12 protein-coding genes and 2 tRNA genes are annotated in these 16340 nt (G+C 36.7%); 9 read left to right on the top strand and 5 right to left on the bottom strand.

Annotation, left to right across the window (positions count from 1 at the left end; all coding sequences use genetic code 11):
- Positions 1 to 10 precede the first annotated feature (10 nt).
- From ACS8MM_RS12685 to ACS8MM_RS12675, 3 genes are read left to right on the top strand one after another with little or no spacing between them, the layout of a single operon-like run.
- Positions 11 to 4171 carry an eCIS core domain-containing protein gene (locus ACS8MM_RS12685; protein ID WP_379717490.1) on the top strand — a complete coding sequence of 1387 codons (4161 nt, stop codon included), beginning with the start codon at positions 11 to 13 and terminating at the stop codon, positions 4169 to 4171.
- Positions 4172 to 4182: 11 nt separating this feature from the next.
- A complete protein-coding gene (locus ACS8MM_RS12680) occupies positions 4183 to 4749 on the top strand; it encodes an imm11 family protein (RefSeq protein ID WP_379717488.1) in 567 nt (188 codons plus the stop codon).
- 28 nt (positions 4750 to 4777) lie between these two features.
- A complete protein-coding gene (locus tag ACS8MM_RS12675; protein WP_379717486.1) occupies positions 4778 to 6082 on the top strand; it encodes an ATP-binding protein in 1305 nt (434 codons plus the stop codon).
- A 271-nt stretch (positions 6083 to 6353) separates the two neighbouring features.
- Here the strand turns inward: ACS8MM_RS12675 and ACS8MM_RS12670 are convergent.
- From ACS8MM_RS12670 to ACS8MM_RS12650, 5 genes are all read right to left on the bottom strand, one after another.
- Positions 6354 to 6427, bottom strand: a tRNA-Asn gene (locus tag ACS8MM_RS12670).
- A 36-nt stretch (positions 6428 to 6463) separates the two neighbouring features.
- Positions 6464 to 6537: transfer RNA gene (locus ACS8MM_RS12665), tRNA-Asn, on the bottom strand.
- A gap of 77 nt (positions 6538 to 6614) precedes the next feature.
- The gene (locus ACS8MM_RS12660) at positions 6615 to 8213 is read right to left on the bottom strand and encodes a site-2 protease family protein (RefSeq protein WP_379717484.1); all 1599 of its coding nucleotides are present in this window, start codon (positions 8211 to 8213) and stop codon (positions 6615 to 6617) included.
- Between the two features lie 75 nt (positions 8214 to 8288).
- Entirely contained in the window at positions 8289 to 10229 is a 1941-nt protein-coding gene (locus ACS8MM_RS12655; protein WP_379717482.1) for a M1 family aminopeptidase, read from the bottom strand.
- 97 nt (positions 10230 to 10326) lie between these two features.
- Complete coding sequence (locus ACS8MM_RS12650; RefSeq protein ID WP_379717480.1) at positions 10327 to 10659, bottom strand: single-stranded DNA-binding protein; 333 nt, start codon at positions 10657 to 10659, stop codon at positions 10327 to 10329.
- Between the two features lie 242 nt (positions 10660 to 10901).
- Here ACS8MM_RS12650 and ACS8MM_RS12645 point away from each other — a divergent pair, with 242 nt between their 5' ends.
- Genes ACS8MM_RS12645 through ACS8MM_RS12620 form a run of 6 tightly spaced genes read left to right on the top strand, consistent with a single transcriptional unit; the run spans position 10902 to position 16337 of the window.
- Positions 10902 to 11390, top strand: coding sequence for a DUF6265 family protein (locus ACS8MM_RS12645; protein ID WP_379717478.1), 489 nt, complete (start codon positions 10902 to 10904; stop codon positions 11388 to 11390).
- Positions 11387 to 11929: a YfiT family bacillithiol transferase gene (locus ACS8MM_RS12640; RefSeq protein ID WP_379717476.1), complete on the top strand. Its 543-nt coding sequence runs from the start codon at positions 11387 to 11389 to the stop codon at positions 11927 to 11929. Before ACS8MM_RS12645 ends, ACS8MM_RS12640 begins: the two co-directional genes overlap by 4 nt.
- Positions 11926 to 12273 carry a hypothetical protein gene (locus ACS8MM_RS12635; RefSeq protein WP_379717474.1) on the top strand — a complete coding sequence of 116 codons (348 nt, stop codon included), beginning with the start codon at positions 11926 to 11928 and terminating at the stop codon, positions 12271 to 12273. The genes ACS8MM_RS12640 and ACS8MM_RS12635 overlap by 4 nt, the downstream gene beginning before the upstream one ends.
- Positions 12274 to 12275: 2 nt before the next feature.
- A complete protein-coding gene (locus ACS8MM_RS12630) occupies positions 12276 to 14627 on the top strand; it encodes a M20/M25/M40 family metallo-hydrolase (protein WP_379717472.1) in 2352 nt (783 codons plus the stop codon).
- Complete coding sequence (locus ACS8MM_RS12625; protein WP_379717470.1) at positions 14614 to 15417, top strand: SDR family oxidoreductase; 804 nt, start codon at positions 14614 to 14616, stop codon at positions 15415 to 15417. The genes ACS8MM_RS12630 and ACS8MM_RS12625 overlap by 14 nt, the downstream gene beginning before the upstream one ends.
- Positions 15417 to 16337 (top strand): DMT family transporter, encoded by a 921-nt coding sequence (locus ACS8MM_RS12620; protein WP_379717468.1) that lies wholly within the window; start codon positions 15417 to 15419, stop codon positions 16335 to 16337. Before ACS8MM_RS12625 ends, ACS8MM_RS12620 begins: the two co-directional genes overlap by 1 nt.
- Positions 16338 to 16340: the final 3 nt, after the last annotated feature.

Raw genomic sequence — 16340 nt, 5'->3', positions numbered from 1 at the left:
GTCTTTGAATATGCATCAAACGCAAAAGAATAGCGAAAATACAACCACCACTACAACGGCACCGGCAGTCAAATCGACTCCGGCACCTTTTTTTGCGCCCGCTCCAATTGTTCAAAAAAAAATGGATATTGGAGCAGCAGATGATGCGTATGAATCTGAAGCAGATGCAATGGCAGATAAGGTCATGCAAATGCAAGGGGAGCATACACATAGTTTTAAAAATGGAGGACCATTGGTACAACGAAAATGTGCCAAATGCGAAGAAGAAGAAAAACTACGAATGAAACCAATTGGTGGTGAAATTTCACACTTCATTCAAAAATCGGCTTTGACAAATGGGAAATCTCTGTCAGCACCGAACCATATAGAAAGTCAAATCCATAACTCAAAAGGTGGTGGAAGTGCAATGGATGGAAGTACAAAAAGCTTCATGGAATCCCGTTTCGGAATCGATTTTTCTTCAGTTAGAATTCATACTGATTCCCGTGCTTCTCAAATGAGCCAAGAATTGAATGCAAAAGCTTTTACCGTTGGAAACGATATTTATTTTAATCAAGGCTATTACAATCCCAACACATCGGGTGGAAAACATTTATTAGCACATGAATTAACACATACTGTACAACAAGGAGGTAGCAATGTAAAAAGATTACCATTACCGACAACAGCAACTCCAACTCAAAAAATTCAAAGAGGAATTTTAGGAAGAATAGGGAGTGGGATTGCCGGAGCAGCATCAACAGCTTGGGATTACACAGGTGGTGCGGTTATTCGTTTTGGAGGAAGAGTGATAGAATGGGTTGAGGATAGAGCAGAGGATATTATCAATTCCATTGCGCCAGGACTATTGGATTTTCTTCGTTCTAGTATTTGGGAACCAATCCGTGATATGATTGCCAGAGGTCTTGATGCTATGACAGGAGGCTTGTTTAGTCGTTTACAAGAAGAAGGTCTTTCTGGAATTCTTCATGAATTTGTTGATGGTGTTATGCAAACTCTTCAAGGGGCTATTGCCGATGCATGTAGAAGTTTTGCACAATTAGCAGATAAGGTGTTTAATTTTATTAGCCGTTTGGGTAGTGGAGCATTGGCTCGTTTGAGAGCTACTTTTAATAGAGTAAGCGGCTTTTTTAGTTCCATTTGGAGTGAATATGGTCGCCCAGCTATGGATGCCATCCGTCATTTTGCTAGCGATGCATGGAATTGGATTGTTGAAAAGGCACAATGGGTTTGGGATTTGATCGAACCTATTCGAAATGCCATAGCAGCAGCATGGAATTGGATCAAAAGAATGTTTAATATTGCTTGGGAAGGTGCTAATTCGGTTTGGGATTGGCTAGTTGAAAAAGCAACTCAGGCTTGGGATTGGATAAAAGAGGCCATCGAGCCAATCAAAACCCCTTTAATGATTATTGGAGGTGTAATTCTTATGCTTTCTCCTTTGGGTCCGTTTGTGGCTATTGGAGCAGCGGTTTATGGAATATACAGGGCGGTTCAATGGGTAAGAGCTAACTGGAATAATGAGGTGTTTGTCCGCTTTAGAAATTTCCTTCAACAAAATATTTTAGATCCGATTCAAAGAGGAATTGAACAGTTGAGAAACATGGTCAATGCCGCTATGCGGTGGTTAAGTGGTCTATTTCAACAACTGCAATCTGCTTTTATGTCATTGGTCAATGCCGTAATGTCTTCGAGTATATTTGTGTTTTTGAGAGGAATAGTGCAAACTGTTGCTAATGCAATACAGGAAGCAGCTGGATGGGTAGCAGATCAATGTATCAGTATCGGACAGTTTATAGCTGAACTCGCTCAGGAAATATGGGGATTGATTCGTCCTTTTGCTGTATTGGTGGCCAAATTGATCATTTTAGCCAATTATCCTTTCCTGATTCCAATAGTTTTAATGGCATGGTACTGGCGATTATTGCCAGATTGTTTCAAACCGCCTATCATCAATTTTGTTTTGCGGGTAATGATTGGTGTTTTGAGAGCCATGCCAAATTTTGCTATGTTTGGAGAAACCTGGGGACAAGTCAAATTGAGAATTGTTCAGTTTTTACAAGAGAAACTTAATGATACTGATGAAGCAAAAACAGCAGCTGCAAATCGAGTAGCAGTAATGGTTTCTGAAATGGACTTAAGTTTGATTAGCAATCAAATTGCAGCAGCGGCTGGTGCGCCTGCCGAGTTTGAAGGTCAAATGGAGGAAGAGTTGTTAGGTGTGAATTTAACTACACCATTACCTTTTGAGAGAACCAGTGAAGAAGAGCCGAGTTTAATGAGCCAATTCCAATCTTCTGGAATCGCTGAAAATTTAAGTACTGAGGATGCTTCTTTATTTAATAGAACAGAGTATACAGATCAACATATTGGTGTAGATAGTGTGGGAAGTTTGGATGTTTCCCCAGAATTGCAACAGAGTATTTTAAGTCGAACAGGAGGTGGTGATGGAACAGTTGAGTTTGGTAATTCGGCAGATTCGTCGAGAACAGTTCATGGTATCTTGTCTGAAATGATACCGGCTGGCGGTGTAACTGGAGGAGAATCGGGTGAGGGCACTGAAGCAGGTTCAGAATCTTCTCCCGGAAATGAAACAGAAGCTGGACCTCCAATGACACGGGAAGAGGAAACCGAAATGCGTTTACAGCAAATGATGGACCAAAGTAGTGCGGAAATAGCAAGACAACCATGTGCTACTCCAGAAGCTGCTCCAGCAGGTGGAGAAGGCGCTTCAGTTCCGTTTCCGGAAGCCGCTAAGTTCGGTCCATTGACAAGAGGTCAGCGTGCTCGATATTCGTTGAACCAAATGTACAACGGTTTAGGTCATTGGTGGCGCTGTAATAGAAGTTGGTTGATTCCAACAATTATAGGAATAATTATTGTCATAGTTTTAGCCGAAGTACTTTCTGGTGGTGCGGTAACCGCTGCTTTGCCGGCCATTTTTGGAGCTTTAATGCCTATAATGATTGGTGTTGCTGTTATTAGAGCATCTTATTATTTGGGAGAATATGTATACAAGTCAATTGGAGGTGATATACCAGGCGCCAGTAGGTCTTTAGCTCGCGCATTTGCGGTAGCCGCCGTGGAAGCTATTTTTGCTTTGTTGGGAAGTTCGGCCTTCTGGAAATCAATCACCTCAGGAATAAGTAGAGCAGGAAGAGCGGTAGGTCGTGCTGCCAGTACACTTGTTAGTGGAGCAGGTAGAATGATTGCTAATACAGGAAGAGTTGGAGCCCGTTTTGTAAGAGGTGTAACCGAGGCAGGGCATTTTATTTTGCAAACATCCAGAGCTGCAGTCAGTAGAGGACGTTTGGTGATGCAGGGTGTAAGAGGAAGAATTGGAAGAGGAGTTCGTTCCTTGGAAGAATTGGGAGAACGTTTGTTGGGAAGAGTCCGTTTTAGAAGATTCAGAATACGCTTTAGCAGAGGATGGTTCCGACTAGAAGGGTACATTAATCCTTGGGTACTCTTGGCAACAGGGGAATTGCAATTTATTGAGCAAGGAAGATTGAGACCAGCCGGTGGAGGTGGTTTGTTGGATGATACTGTTCGATTAGGAGATGAGGTGTTGATAGGTAATTCGACTTCTCGGGGTATAATTGTTGGTGTAGAGAATACACCTAGCCGATTTGTAAGAGAATTGGACGATTTGTCACGTACTGCAAGGTTAGAAGAATTTAGAGAATTGAGAGGTCCACTTGGAAGTCGTTTGTCTGCAGCTGATAGATTAAGAATCATACAAAACGGTGAAACCACTGCAGCTCTTCGACGAGGAATTCCCGGAGCTCAACCACTTAACTTTCAAGCGCATCATATTGTGCCTAGAGAATTGAGAGGGACTTTTGATGATTTCTTCAGAAGAATTGGGTTTGACATTGAAAATGGAGCCCGCAATGGTATCATGATAGCGCCTGATTTGGCTACAAGAAATGCGGCTTTATTAGCAAATCCAAGTTTAGCTAGTCAATTCGGAAATGCGGCTCTACATTTGGGTTCGCATCCAGCTTATACTTTGAGAATGTCAAGTGAATTGACTACTATACGAAGTGCGTTAACTAGTGGTATTATTACCGAAGCGCAAGCATTGGCAAGGGTTGATGCAGTAATTGCAAGAGCTAGAACAGCCATATCCAGTGCAGGTGGAATACATATCAATAATGTTGTTTTTTAAAAAAAAATAGTATGAGTGTTTATAAACGTTTTTATCCTTTTTTAGAAGCCGGAGGCTTATATATTTCAGAAATTAAGTTTGATCCAGTGTTTGAACCTTTTTTATTCAATGGTTCTTCACTGAAAGGAATGAAATTCCCACAAGCTACTGTCAAAAATGCTACTGGAAAAGCAGCTGATTTTTTATATTCTTATAGTGGAAAACTTATTGTTTCTGAAAAAGCCAAACAGTTTCTGAAAACTTCTAATGACGCTGAATACTTCGAATTCATTCCCATTGAGTTTACCAATAAAAAAATAAAACCGTACTATCTACTAACTATTTTACAATTGGTAGATGCTTTCGATTGGGAACTCTCAACCTATGAACTTTTCGATGAATTAGGACCAAAAGGAAATAAAGTAATTCGGGATTTAGTCAAAATGGAGCTCATCGATGCGCAAATCAAAGGTCGGAAGCTTTTCTCGTTATTGAATTTTGAAGGAAATGCCATTGTGCATATTGATTTTGTAGAACAAATGAAAGCGGAAGGTTTGACAGGAATTTTGATAGATCCACTTTGGGGACATTCAAAATAAGTAGTATAAATAGTTAAATAAATTTAAGATGCATTTCAATCATTTAAAAAATTATATTCTTTCATGCCTAACAACAGGTGAAATACCAGTTATTAATTTTCAAGGCGCTTTTTCTGAAGTTTTGGGAAGAGAAACGACTCATGAAGAGGCTTTTATTCTTTGGATTGCCTTAATTCCGCATATTCATCCTGTTTTTTTTGATGAAATAGTAAAAGAAATTTATCCGGAAGGTGGTGATCTTCCAGAACTTGGAGGCGTTAGGGAAGGAAGTCACCGAGGAATGATTCCTACCGGAGAAACTGCTTTGTATTTATTAGCTAAAACGGATTTGAATTATCGGTTGAATGTTCAACAAGTTTTTGCTCCTGATCACTGGTTTTACAAAGAAAGTATTTTGTTTTTGGAAGAAGTGAAAGAAGGCAGCCCTGCAATGAGTGGAAAGATGATGTTGCCGAAAGAAATTGTTCATTTGCTTTGTTATGGAGAAAAATTAAAACCGAAGTTCGGAATTAATTTTCCTGCCAAGGAAACTAGTACTTTAATGGAATGGGATGATTTAATTGTAAGCGAAGCAGTGCACGAACAAATCAATCAAATTAAACTCTGGATTAAACATCATAAAACATTGTTGAATGAGTGGGAAATGAAGAAAAAGATTTTGCCAGGCTTCAGAACATTGTTTTACGGCCCTTCCGGAACAGGAAAAACGTTAACAGCGACTCTTTTAGGTAAAGAATTTAATCGTCCGGTATATCGCATCGATTTATCTCAGGTAGTTTCCAAATACATTGGAGAAACTGAGCAAAATCTTGAAAAAATATTCAATTTGGCCGAACATAAGGACTGGATTCTGCTTTTTGATGAAGCGGATGCCTTGTTTGGTAAAAGAACAAGTACAAAATCATCCAATGACAGGTATGCGAATCAAGAGGTAAGTTATCTTTTGCAAAGAGTAGAGCAATTCAGTGGATTAGTCATTTTAACCTCAAATTTCAAAAACAATATTGATGATGCTTTTCTAAGACGATTCAATTCAATTATCAAATTTTCCAAACCTACGATAGAAGAGCGTTTGAAGTTATGGATGAAAGCAATACCTAAGTCTGTATCGGTAGAAAGTCTTCTTATAGAGCAATTGGCGGCTTATTATGAATTAACCGGAGCGCAAATTGTTTCGGCGGTAATGCATGCGTCTCTTTTAGCTTTAGAGGAACAATCCAATGTATTGTCCAGTGAAAATCTTTTGTCGGGAATAAAAGCAGAGTTTGATAAAGAAGAAAGACATTTTAATGCAATTAAAAATCAATTGGAACTCAATAAAGATTTGAATTAATGCTAGTGAATTCTTGAAATAGACATAGAATCTTCTATGAGTTTGTATGGATAAACGTGGTAATCTTGAAAGAAATTATTTCCAATAGTTATTCGAGGTAGTTTTTTAATAATGTTTTAGAAATTTTTTCAAATGAAAGAATAACGATTTTGGGTTTGTTCTCCCTTTCCTTCTCTTTCTTGAGTTCACTTTGACAGATTGGGGATAAGATACCCTTTTGATATATAAAATAAAAAAAGCCTCTACATTGCTGTAAAGGCTTTTTTTGAAGCTCCCCCTCTTGGGCTCGAACCAAGGACCCTCTGATTAACAGTCAGATGCTCTAACCAACTGAGCTAAGGAGGAATCACCTAAAAGGTAAATATGTTTGCTAAAAAGTTGCTCCCCCTCTTGGGCTCGAACCAAGGACCCTCTGATTAACAGTCAGATGCTCTAACCAACTGAGCTAAGGAGGAAGATTAATATCTTTTTAGCGAGTGCAAATATAATTGATTTTTTAAAATCTCAAATAAAAATTGCACTTTTTTTACGATTATTTTTTAGGGATCACTTCCATGACCCATTGGTAAATGTCTTTTCCGAAGGTAAAAGCCATCAAAGTCAGCAAGATAATCATTCCGACAGTTTGAACATAACCTGCCGCTTTATCATTTAATTTTTTTCCAGTTATCATTTCAACAATGGTAAATAAAGCATGTCCGCCATCCAAACCTGGAATAGGTAATAAGTTCATGAAAGCCAAACCAACAGAAAATATTGCGGTAAAACCCCATACAAATTCCCAATCCCAAGTGTCAGGCAATTGTCTTGCAATACCTATTGGGCTTTTAAGTTGCATGATCGCACCTGTTTTAGGGCGCAATAGAAGTTTGAATGAATTGATATTGTAAACAAACATATCCCACGTTTGTGAAATTGCTTCTGGAATCGCTTGTCCTATAGACATTTTATGTCTCTGAATATATTTTTCTTCTAAACGTTTGTCAGAAAGTGCAATGCCTACTTTTGTATTTTTGTCTAAAGTTACCTTTAATGGTAGTACATTATTGTTTCTAAGTACTTCGATTGTAATGATTTGATTCGGCTTGTATTTAGCAATTTCTGTTTTGAAAGCTACGTAATCGTCTATTGCATGATTGTTTACTTTGGTAATTTTATCATCAAATTGAATACCTGCTTTTTGTGCTCCCGAATCTTTCGCCATTCCTGCTATGACAGCATTTTTCATGTCGAAATTAAAATTCAATAGAAGATTTTCTTTATTGATTCCGGTTTTGCCAGTACTGTCTATTTTAACATTGGCAAGAACTTCTTTGCCGTTTCTAGTTATAATTAATTCTACTGTATCATTTTCTCTGTTTCTTAGCACATCTGCTAATTCATCAGTATAGGTGAATTTTTTATTGTCAGCACCAATGATTCGGTCAAAACGCTCAATACCTGAATTTTTAAGACCGATAGAGTCAACAAAAAAATCATGGATGGAATTTCTTCCAGCTACAAATCCTCTACCTTCTTTTTTAATGATTTCACCTTTCTCTTCATCGGTTAAAGTAAGTTCTACTTTTTGACCTTTCCTGTCAAGTACAACTTTGTCACCAAACAAAACGGCCATAGTAACGAATTTGAAGTCGTCGTATTTTTTTCCATCAATTGTTACAATTTTGTCACCATTTTTGAAACCTACCTTATGGCCAACTTCTCCAAACGACAAACCATTTTCTTGTACTTTATTTGTGTCAATCACCTTTTTGCCAACAGTTGAAAACATCGCAGAATAAATTAGCAATGCCAATAGAATATTAACAATAATACCCCCAAGCATAACAATAAGACGTTGCCAAGCTGGTTTTGATCGGAATTCCCATGGTTGAGGTTCTGATTTTAGTTGTTCACTATCCATACTTTCATCCATCATCCCTGAGATTTTTACGTAACCTCCCATTGGAAGCCAACCAATTCCCCATTCTGTATCTCCAATTTTCTTTTTTACCAAAGAAAACCAAGGATCCATAAAGAGATAGAATTTTTCCACTCTCATTTTAAACATTTTCGCTGTGATATAATGTCCAAATTCGTGTAGAATAACTAAAACGGAAAGGATAAAAAGTATTTGCGCTAATTGAATCATTTTTAAATTGGTTTGGTATTAAAACGACAAAAGTAAGGTTTTCGCCTTACTTTTTATGTCAATATGTATGCCGAATTAATTTTTTATAAATTTTTTAAGAGCTTTGCCTTCTGATGTTTCAATAATGATATTGTAAATTCCATCACTCAGGTTTGAAATATCAATTCTATTTGTGTTGTTTTCATAGGCTTTCTGCCCTAAAACAGTATAAAAGTTGACTTTAAGTAACTCAACTTGAGCTGGTATATCTATTGTTATATAGTCATTCGAAGGATTAGGATACAGATTGACTTGATTACTAAAGGTAAAGTCATCACTAGACAAAGTGGCAGTGCTGTTTCTTGAAATAATGTCTTTATTAGGATCGAATAGTACACCTGTAATTGTAGTACCTGCTGGAAGAGCTACATTAAAACTTTGTCCTCCAAAAGTGTTGGTTAATCGAACATCCAGCGTTGTACTATTGCTTAAATTTAAACGAACTGTTACTGGCATTTCGAAGTAAGATACATAACCAACTTGTGAAGAATTAGTGATGGATTGTGTTTGATTAATGACTACTGTAGCCTGATTTACGCCCGAATTATAAGCATTGATGCTGTAAGTTGGGTAACCTTCATTGTAAACCCAGTCATTAAAAAACTCTTGAAGACTACTACCATGTACCGCTTCCAAATGGGATTGAAATTGTGGAGTTACAGCATATTTATAAGCCAATGCCGAATCATTTAAGTAATTACGTAAAGCCAAAAAGAAGTTGTCGTCACCCATAACATATCGCAACATATTGGTTACCATGGAGCCTTTGTTGTATGTTATACGACTACTGAATATTCGACCCACATCTGTCAGTTGTGAATCATAAAGATATAAGTTGCCTGTTGGTTGACCAGTAATGCTATTGATTTTATTAGTTTTCCAAGTTACAAATGCGGCTTGGCCGTCTAAATTTTCAACCACACAACCCGACATATATTCCGTAATTCCTTCATTTAACCAAATGTCTTTCCATGTTCCGCAGGTAATTTTGTCTCCAAACCATTGATGAGCCAATTCGTGTGCAATTAGGCTTCTACCGAAATTTCCCATGTAAGAGTTTGTTGCGTGTTCCATCCCTCCGAAAGTCGGTGCCCATTGTGTATGACCATATTTTTCTGAATTGTACGGATAAGCTCCAATTTTGCTTTCAAAAAAATTAATGATTGGTGCTGTTATCGCTAAACTTGACGCTGTAGTTGCATTATCAATTTCAGGATAGATATAGTCAATAATTGGGAAAGTTGTTGTTAGTCCAGCTGTCCCTGTATTTTTTTTAGTATAATTGGTAACTGCAATGGCAACCAAATAGGCTGGTATTGGATAATTGTGTCTGAATCGTGTTGTAGCATTCGCCCCATTTATAGTTCTTGACATTTCAACACCATTAGAGGAACTTAAATATTGTGAAGGTGCCGTAATGTAGATGTCAATGGAATCAATTTTATCATTTAAATCTTGTTTGCATGGCCACCAATCTCTAGCGCCATAAGGTTCGGATAGAGTGCTTAGGATAGGTATATTACTACCATGTGTTCCTGTGTAAAAAGCGCCATTGCCTGTAGCAGGTGTTCCACTGTAATTGATTTCTACAGTTTCGGAATTCCCTGTTGTTACTGTTGTTGGTAAGGTGATTACAACCTCGTTATCTGCATTTTGTATAAATGTTAAATCAACAGCTCCTTTTTTCACTGATGATACTGTAAGTTGATTGGTCAAGTCAAAAGTTACGGTTGACATATCAGACAAAGCAGAGAAAGTAGTAGTCACTTTTCCAGAAATAGCAAAGACAGCAGGATTAACTGTAAATTCTAGTTTTGAGTACGTTATGTCGTAATTTAAGGTGTTGGGATTCACTCTGAGATCTATTTTTTTGGAGGCTGATTTCATTTCAGTTTCAACCATTTTATGAAAATCGTCATCTTGTGCGAATCCAGCTACATAAAATAAAATTAATAAGATTTGGGTGGTTTTTTTCATTTTTTTGATTGTTATTTTCCACAAAAGTAGTGAAATGTGTATTTTTTTTAACAAAAATGTTGTTAAATTAAAACAGAGGGTTTTAACCCTCCGTTTTTTATTTTCCTAAAAGCAGCAGTTCGTTGGCTATTATTTCTGTTGAATACCTTTTTTCACCGGTTTTGTCTTCCCAGGTGCGATACGTTATTTTTCCTTCTACTGCTATTTCTTTGCCTTTGGAGACGAAATTTTCTATTATGTCAGCAGTTTTACCCCAAGCGGTGATGGTATGCCATTGGGTGTCAGTAACTTTTTCTTTTTTGTCGTTGTAATACGATTCGTTGGTGGCTAATGTAATTTTGGCTACTTTTTTTCCTCCGTCAAGGTTTTTGATTTCTGGTTCCTGACCCACATGTCCGATTAATTGTACTTTGTTTCTTAGTGTACTCATGGCTTGTAATAATTTTAGTTAATGTTTATACGATGTCGTTTATCGATTTCGACTTGGCAAATATCTGTCCGCCGAATTGCTCTATTCGGTTGTAAAATATTTATTATCGTTTGTAACCATTTGTTGTCGTTTGTAATCGGGATTTTAACTATATTTGAAGGAACAATTATTTCTCAATGCAGAATTTGTTAGCCGGGTGAGGAGAAATACAACTTTTTTAGGACAAACTAAAATCATTGATGATGAAAAAAGTATACTTACTCGCGCTTCTTTTTAGTACACTACAAACTATAAAAGCACAAAATACCATTCGTTTAGAGGAAGGAAAATCGAGTCCGTCAGCCACTTTGCAAGATGTTAAATGGATGAGCGGTAATTGGGTGGTCGATTCTCCCATTGGTTATTGTGAAGAAAATTGGGGGGTACCTAGTGGCAACACTATGATGTTCTGCTTCAAAATGGTAAGAAACGGTGCCGTTTTCTTTTATGAATTAGGACATATCGAACAAAAAGACACTACTATTCTTTTAAAAATAAGACATTTCGATTCTGTATTGCAACCGATTTCTCAATCTATGCAAGAAGAATTCAAATTAGTAAAAATTGAAAAAAATCGAGTATATTTTGAAGGCATAACCTATGAAAAATCCTCAAATGGAATGAATGTGTATGTCTTTGAAGAAGACGCTAAGAAAGAACTGAAATTTGAATTCAAAAAAGCAAAAAAATGAATCTTGACAATTTAAAATTTCCAATAGGTCAATTTTCTTTTCCTGAAGATTGTAATCAAGAATTAGTTGTCAGTTGGATTGAGACAATCGCTTCATTTCCGATGCAACTCAAACAAGTAGTTGGTCAATTGTCATGTGTAGAATTAAATTGGAAATACCGACCAGAAGGTTGGTGTATCAAACAAGTGGTACATCATTTGGCTGACAGTCACATGAATGCATTAATCAGAATTAAATTGGCATTGACTGAAGATTCACCCGTAATACGACCCTATGAGGAAGGATTATGGGCCCAACTTTCCGATGGTTTGAATGACGATATTTCCGCTTCTTTAAAAATTATTGAAGGTGTTCACATACGCTGGTCACAGCTTTTAGAAAATCTTACCGAAAAAGAATGGAACAAAACGTATTTTCATCCGCAACATCAACGATTATTTTCTGTTAAGGAGGGATTAGGGATTTACCAATGGCATTGTAACCATCATTTGGCGCATATCAGACAAGCATTGAATAATAAAGGAGAATTCGAGCTATGAGAAATTGTTTGGAATGTGGAGAAAAAGTATTAGGACGCGAAGACAAAAAGTTTTGTAGTGATGGTTGTCGTAATGCTTATAACAATAAAATGAATAAAGACAGCAATAATTTAATGCGAAACATTAATAATAAGCTGCGTAAAAACTACCGAATCTTAACCGAGTTAAACCCTGAGGGTAAAGCGAAAGCAACTAAGAGTAAAATGCAGAGTAAGGGTTTTGATTTCGAATTTTTCACCTCTATCTATACCACTAAAACAGGTAACACGTATTATTTTCTCTATGATCAGGGCTATATGGCTATTGAAAATGAGAGTTATGTGTTAGTAAAAAAAGACAGTTAATTATGCAAAAATCTCCTACTACCGTATTTACTTCAATATTTTTTTTAGTTGCCGTTTTGTTTTTTGTTTTCTTTTCGATGACTCCACAGTATGATCCTTTGGATAAAGTTACCATTACAGAGTTTTCGACAAAAAGAGCATTGGAAAAGGTTAAAGCAATGACACAACAACCTCATTATGTAGGTTCTCCCAATCATGAAGTCGTCGCTCAATATTTGAAGAAGGAATTGCAATCGCTGGGATTACAGCCCCAAATTCAAGAAGGTTTTACTCTTTCAGATGGAGGTACTTTGGTCAAATCAAAAAATATTTTAGCCCGAATTAAAGGTTCTTCCAACTCTAAAGCATTACTGTTATTGTCACATTACGATAGCGCACCTCATTCGAAATCATTAGGTGCCAGTGATGACGCAAGTGGAGTAGCTACGATTTTGGAAAGTATCCGTGCCTATCAAGCCAATAAAGAACAGCCCAAAAATGATATTATTATTTTATTTACCGATGCGGAAGAATTGGGACTAAACGGTGCGGCTCTTTTTGTAACTCAGCATCAATGGGCCAAAGAAATTGGTCTTGCCATTAACTTTGAAGCACGCGGATCAGCGGGTCCGGCTTATATGCTAATGGAAACCAATCAAGGAAACGCCAAAATGGTGGAAGCTTTTCAACAAGGAAATTCAAAATTTACGGTTTCCAACTCTCTAATGTATAGCATTTATAAAATGCTACCGAACGATACTGATTTAACAGTTTTTAGAGAACAGGGCAAAATTCAAGGGTTTAATTTTGCCTTTATTGATAATCATTTTAACTACCATACTGCGCAAGATTCTTATGAAAATTTGAATCCAAATTCTTTAATGCATCAGGGTGCGAATCTGATGTCGTTACTACGCTATTTTGCCGATGCCGATTTATCCGATTTGAATTCTGCGGAAGACAAAGTATATTTTAGCCTACCTTATGCTTTTGTTACTTATCCTTTTGATTGGATTTTTCCAATGTTGATTATTACATCAGTATTATTTATATTCTTTGTTTTCGCTGGAATGGGGAAACAGGTTTTACTTCCGGCAAAAATGTTGGGTGGATTTTTACCTTTCTTGGGTGCTTTAATTGTCTCAGGGGCACTAACTTTCTTCGGTTGGAAGTTATTGTTGAAATGGCATCCGGAGTATTTGGATATCCAACAAGGTTTTACTTACAACGGACATGATTACGTTTTTGCTATTGTAAGTTTGACGCTTGCCATCTGCTTTTTGTTTTATCACTCTAATGAACAAAAGCCTTTAGAATACAACCAACTTATAGCGCCATTAGTATTTTGGTTGTTAATTAATACTGTTATTGCTTACAAATTGAAAGGAGCCGCTTTTTTTATCATTCCAGTTGTGGCTAGTGTATTGTTGTTGGGTTATCATGTAATTACTCAAAGATCTAAAGGGATACTGAATCTAGTCTTAGCAATTCCGACTTTAATTTTAATCGTTCCTTTTATACATATGTTCCCGATTGGATTAGGATTGAAAATTTTAGTAGGAAGTGCCGTATTGACCGTTCTGGTGTTTGGATTGATGTTACCTGTTTTTGGTTCGTTTCCCCGTAAAAAAGCATGGTCAGGATTGTTTTTATTGTTGGCCGTTGCCTTTTTGGTGAAAGCCCACCAGTCGTCAGGCTATGAAAAAGGAAAAGCAAAACCGAACAGTTTGGTCTACTTTTATAACGCAGATCAAAACAAAGCCTATTGGACAACCTATGATAAGAACTTGGATGAATGGACTAAAGGGTACTTGGGTGAAAAACCCGACACAGCTGCGGTTTTGAATAAAAATAAAATGTATAGCAAATACCAAGCAGGATTTACATTTATGGCTAAAGCACCAATTAAAAATATTGCAAAACCAAGTATCGATTTTGTGAAGGATTCGATTATTGGATCTAAAAGATATCTTAAAATTAGTATTACGCCAAACCGAAAAGTAAATCGTTATGATATCTTCTCAAACGGAACCACAGTCAGTAATTTGAAGGCTAACGGAGTGCAATCTTTGGATTTGAAAAGTAAAATATCGGGTTCAGAGAAAAATAAATTGATTACCTATTATGTGGTTGATCAGATTCCGTTGATTATGGAATTTACAATACCGAGGAATCAAAAACTGAATTTGGAATTAAAAGAAAGTTCGTTTGATTTGTTGGACAATCCAATGTTCAGTATCGCGAAAAGAAGAGATTGGATGATGCCAATGCCTTTTGTTTTGAATGACGCGATTGTTATTGAGCAAAAGATTATGCCAACTCCAAAAATCATTACTACCACTAATTTAATCACAACTCCTAATGGCACAAATTAGTATTCTAGGTTGTGGATGGCTAGGGTTGCCATTAGGCGAAACGTTACATTCGAAGAATTTTACCATAAAAGGTTCTACAACTTCTCCAGAAAAAATAGAACAACTAATGGAACGAAACATTGTTCCTTTTTTAGTAACTATTTCTGAAAATGGAATTGAAGGTGATCTTACAGGTTTATTGAATGGCTCGTCGATTTTGATTATTGATATACCGCCTAAATTACGAGGTGCGAATGCCGAAAATTTTGTCAAAAAAATACAATATTTAGTCCCATTTATAGAAGCATCTACAGTTAAAAATGTGGTATTTGTTAGTTCTACCTCGGTTTATGGTGAATCTAATGCTTTGGTTACAGAAGCCACTAGTCCAAACCCTGATACTGAAAGCGGAAAGCAATTATGGGAAGTTGAAAAAATGCTGCAAAATAATTCAGTGTTTAGCACTACTATTCTTCGTTTTGGAGGATTAATAGGAATAGACAGAAATCCTATAAAGCAATTGGCAGGAAAAGTAAACCTAGAAAATCCGGCATCGCCAATTAATTTTATTCATCAGGAAGACTGCATTGGAATTATTTGTTCAATTATAGAACAGCAAAGTTGGGGAGAAACATTTAACGCTGTGGCACCTTTTCACCCTTCAAGAGCAATCTATTACACTCAAATGGCCAATAGAATGGGGCTCGTTCCTCCTCAATTTTTAAAAGACAATAGTTCTACTGGAAAGGTAATCGGATCAGAGAAAGTAATCAATAAATTAAAGTATTCATTTAAGTTAGAATTGTACTGATGTTATCCAAAACTAAAAATAGTATTCTTCAAAAATCAGCATCTATAGGTTTGCCAATGTTGGCTTTGTTTTGGGTTTGCTTTTTTTGGGGCACTACTTGGTTGGCAAGCAAAGAAGGGGTAAGGTATATGCCTGCATTGCAATTGGTAGCCATTCGTCAATTTATTGGAGGACTGTTTTATGTTCTCTATTTTGTTTGCAGGAAAGAACCATGGCCGAAGAAAAAACAATGGAAAACTATCTTTATCTTGAGTATTCTCAACTTTGTATTGAGTAATGGTTTAAGTACATTAGGGGTCAAATACATCTCTAGCGGATTGGGCGCAGTGATAGGAGCTATATTTCCATTGTGGATTGTCATTATCAGTTTTTTTCAAGGGCAACGATTGTCGAAACTTGCCGTAGTTGGACTATTGGTGAGTTTTGGAGGAGTGTGTGTGGTTTTTTCCGATTATTTAAACGATTTGTTACGCCCGGATTTTCAGTTAGGTATATTATTATCATTGATCGCGACTATGACTTGGGCAGCTGGTAGTATGTATACTAAAAAGAAAGCGGCTAGTTTTAATCCCTATTTTAGTTTAGGATTACAGATGTTAATATCATGCATTATGCTTTTTGCATTTAGCGGAGCGACTGGAACTTCGGTTCCATTAACTGAAGTGCCTTCTCAAGCATGGTGGTCTATTGCCTATTTGGTGATTTTTGGATCCATAACCACTTTTATTGCATTCATTTATGCTCTGCAGAAATTACCCACTGAATTGAGTAGTATATACGCGTATGTAAATCCAATAATAGCGGTGATTCTCGGAAGTCTTATTTTTAGTGAACCTTTAACAATTGCTATTATAATAGGAGTAGGATTAGTAATATTGGGTATTTATTTGATCAATTATTCCTTGCGGAAAATAAAATAAAAA

It is taken from the genome of Flavobacterium sp. MAHUQ-57 (genome assembly GCF_051908335.1).
Classification (GTDB): domain Bacteria; phylum Bacteroidota; class Bacteroidia; order Flavobacteriales; family Flavobacteriaceae; genus Flavobacterium.
Note: the sequence above shows the minus strand (reverse complement) of the source record. Positions and strands in the feature narration are given on the sequence as shown.

Excerpts from the sequence above, each read along its gene's own strand:
- ACS8MM_RS12685 (WP_379717490.1), top strand. The coding sequence starts at position 11 with ATGCATCAAACGCAAAAGAATAGCGAAAATACAACCACCACTACAACG.
- ACS8MM_RS12680 (WP_379717488.1), top strand. The coding sequence starts at position 4,183 with ATGAGTGTTTATAAACGTTTTTATCCTTTTTTAGAAGCCGGAGGCTTA.
- ACS8MM_RS12675 (WP_379717486.1), top strand. The coding sequence starts at position 4,778 with ATGCATTTCAATCATTTAAAAAATTATATTCTTTCATGCCTAACAACA.
- ACS8MM_RS12660 (WP_379717484.1), bottom strand. The coding sequence starts at position 8,213 with ATGATTCAATTAGCGCAAATACTTTTTATCCTTTCCGTTTTAGTTATT.
- ACS8MM_RS12655 (WP_379717482.1), bottom strand. The coding sequence starts at position 10,229 with ATGAAAAAAACCACCCAAATCTTATTAATTTTATTTTATGTAGCTGGA.
- ACS8MM_RS12650 (WP_379717480.1), bottom strand. The coding sequence starts at position 10,659 with ATGAGTACACTAAGAAACAAAGTACAATTAATCGGACATGTGGGTCAG.
- ACS8MM_RS12645 (WP_379717478.1), top strand. The coding sequence starts at position 10,902 with ATGAAAAAAGTATACTTACTCGCGCTTCTTTTTAGTACACTACAAACT.
- ACS8MM_RS12640 (WP_379717476.1), top strand. The coding sequence starts at position 11,387 with ATGAATCTTGACAATTTAAAATTTCCAATAGGTCAATTTTCTTTTCCT.
- ACS8MM_RS12635 (WP_379717474.1), top strand. The coding sequence starts at position 11,926 with ATGAGAAATTGTTTGGAATGTGGAGAAAAAGTATTAGGACGCGAAGAC.
- ACS8MM_RS12630 (WP_379717472.1), top strand. The coding sequence starts at position 12,276 with ATGCAAAAATCTCCTACTACCGTATTTACTTCAATATTTTTTTTAGTT.
- ACS8MM_RS12625 (WP_379717470.1), top strand. The coding sequence starts at position 14,614 with ATGGCACAAATTAGTATTCTAGGTTGTGGATGGCTAGGGTTGCCATTA.
- ACS8MM_RS12620 (WP_379717468.1), top strand. The coding sequence starts at position 15,417 with ATGTTATCCAAAACTAAAAATAGTATTCTTCAAAAATCAGCATCTATA.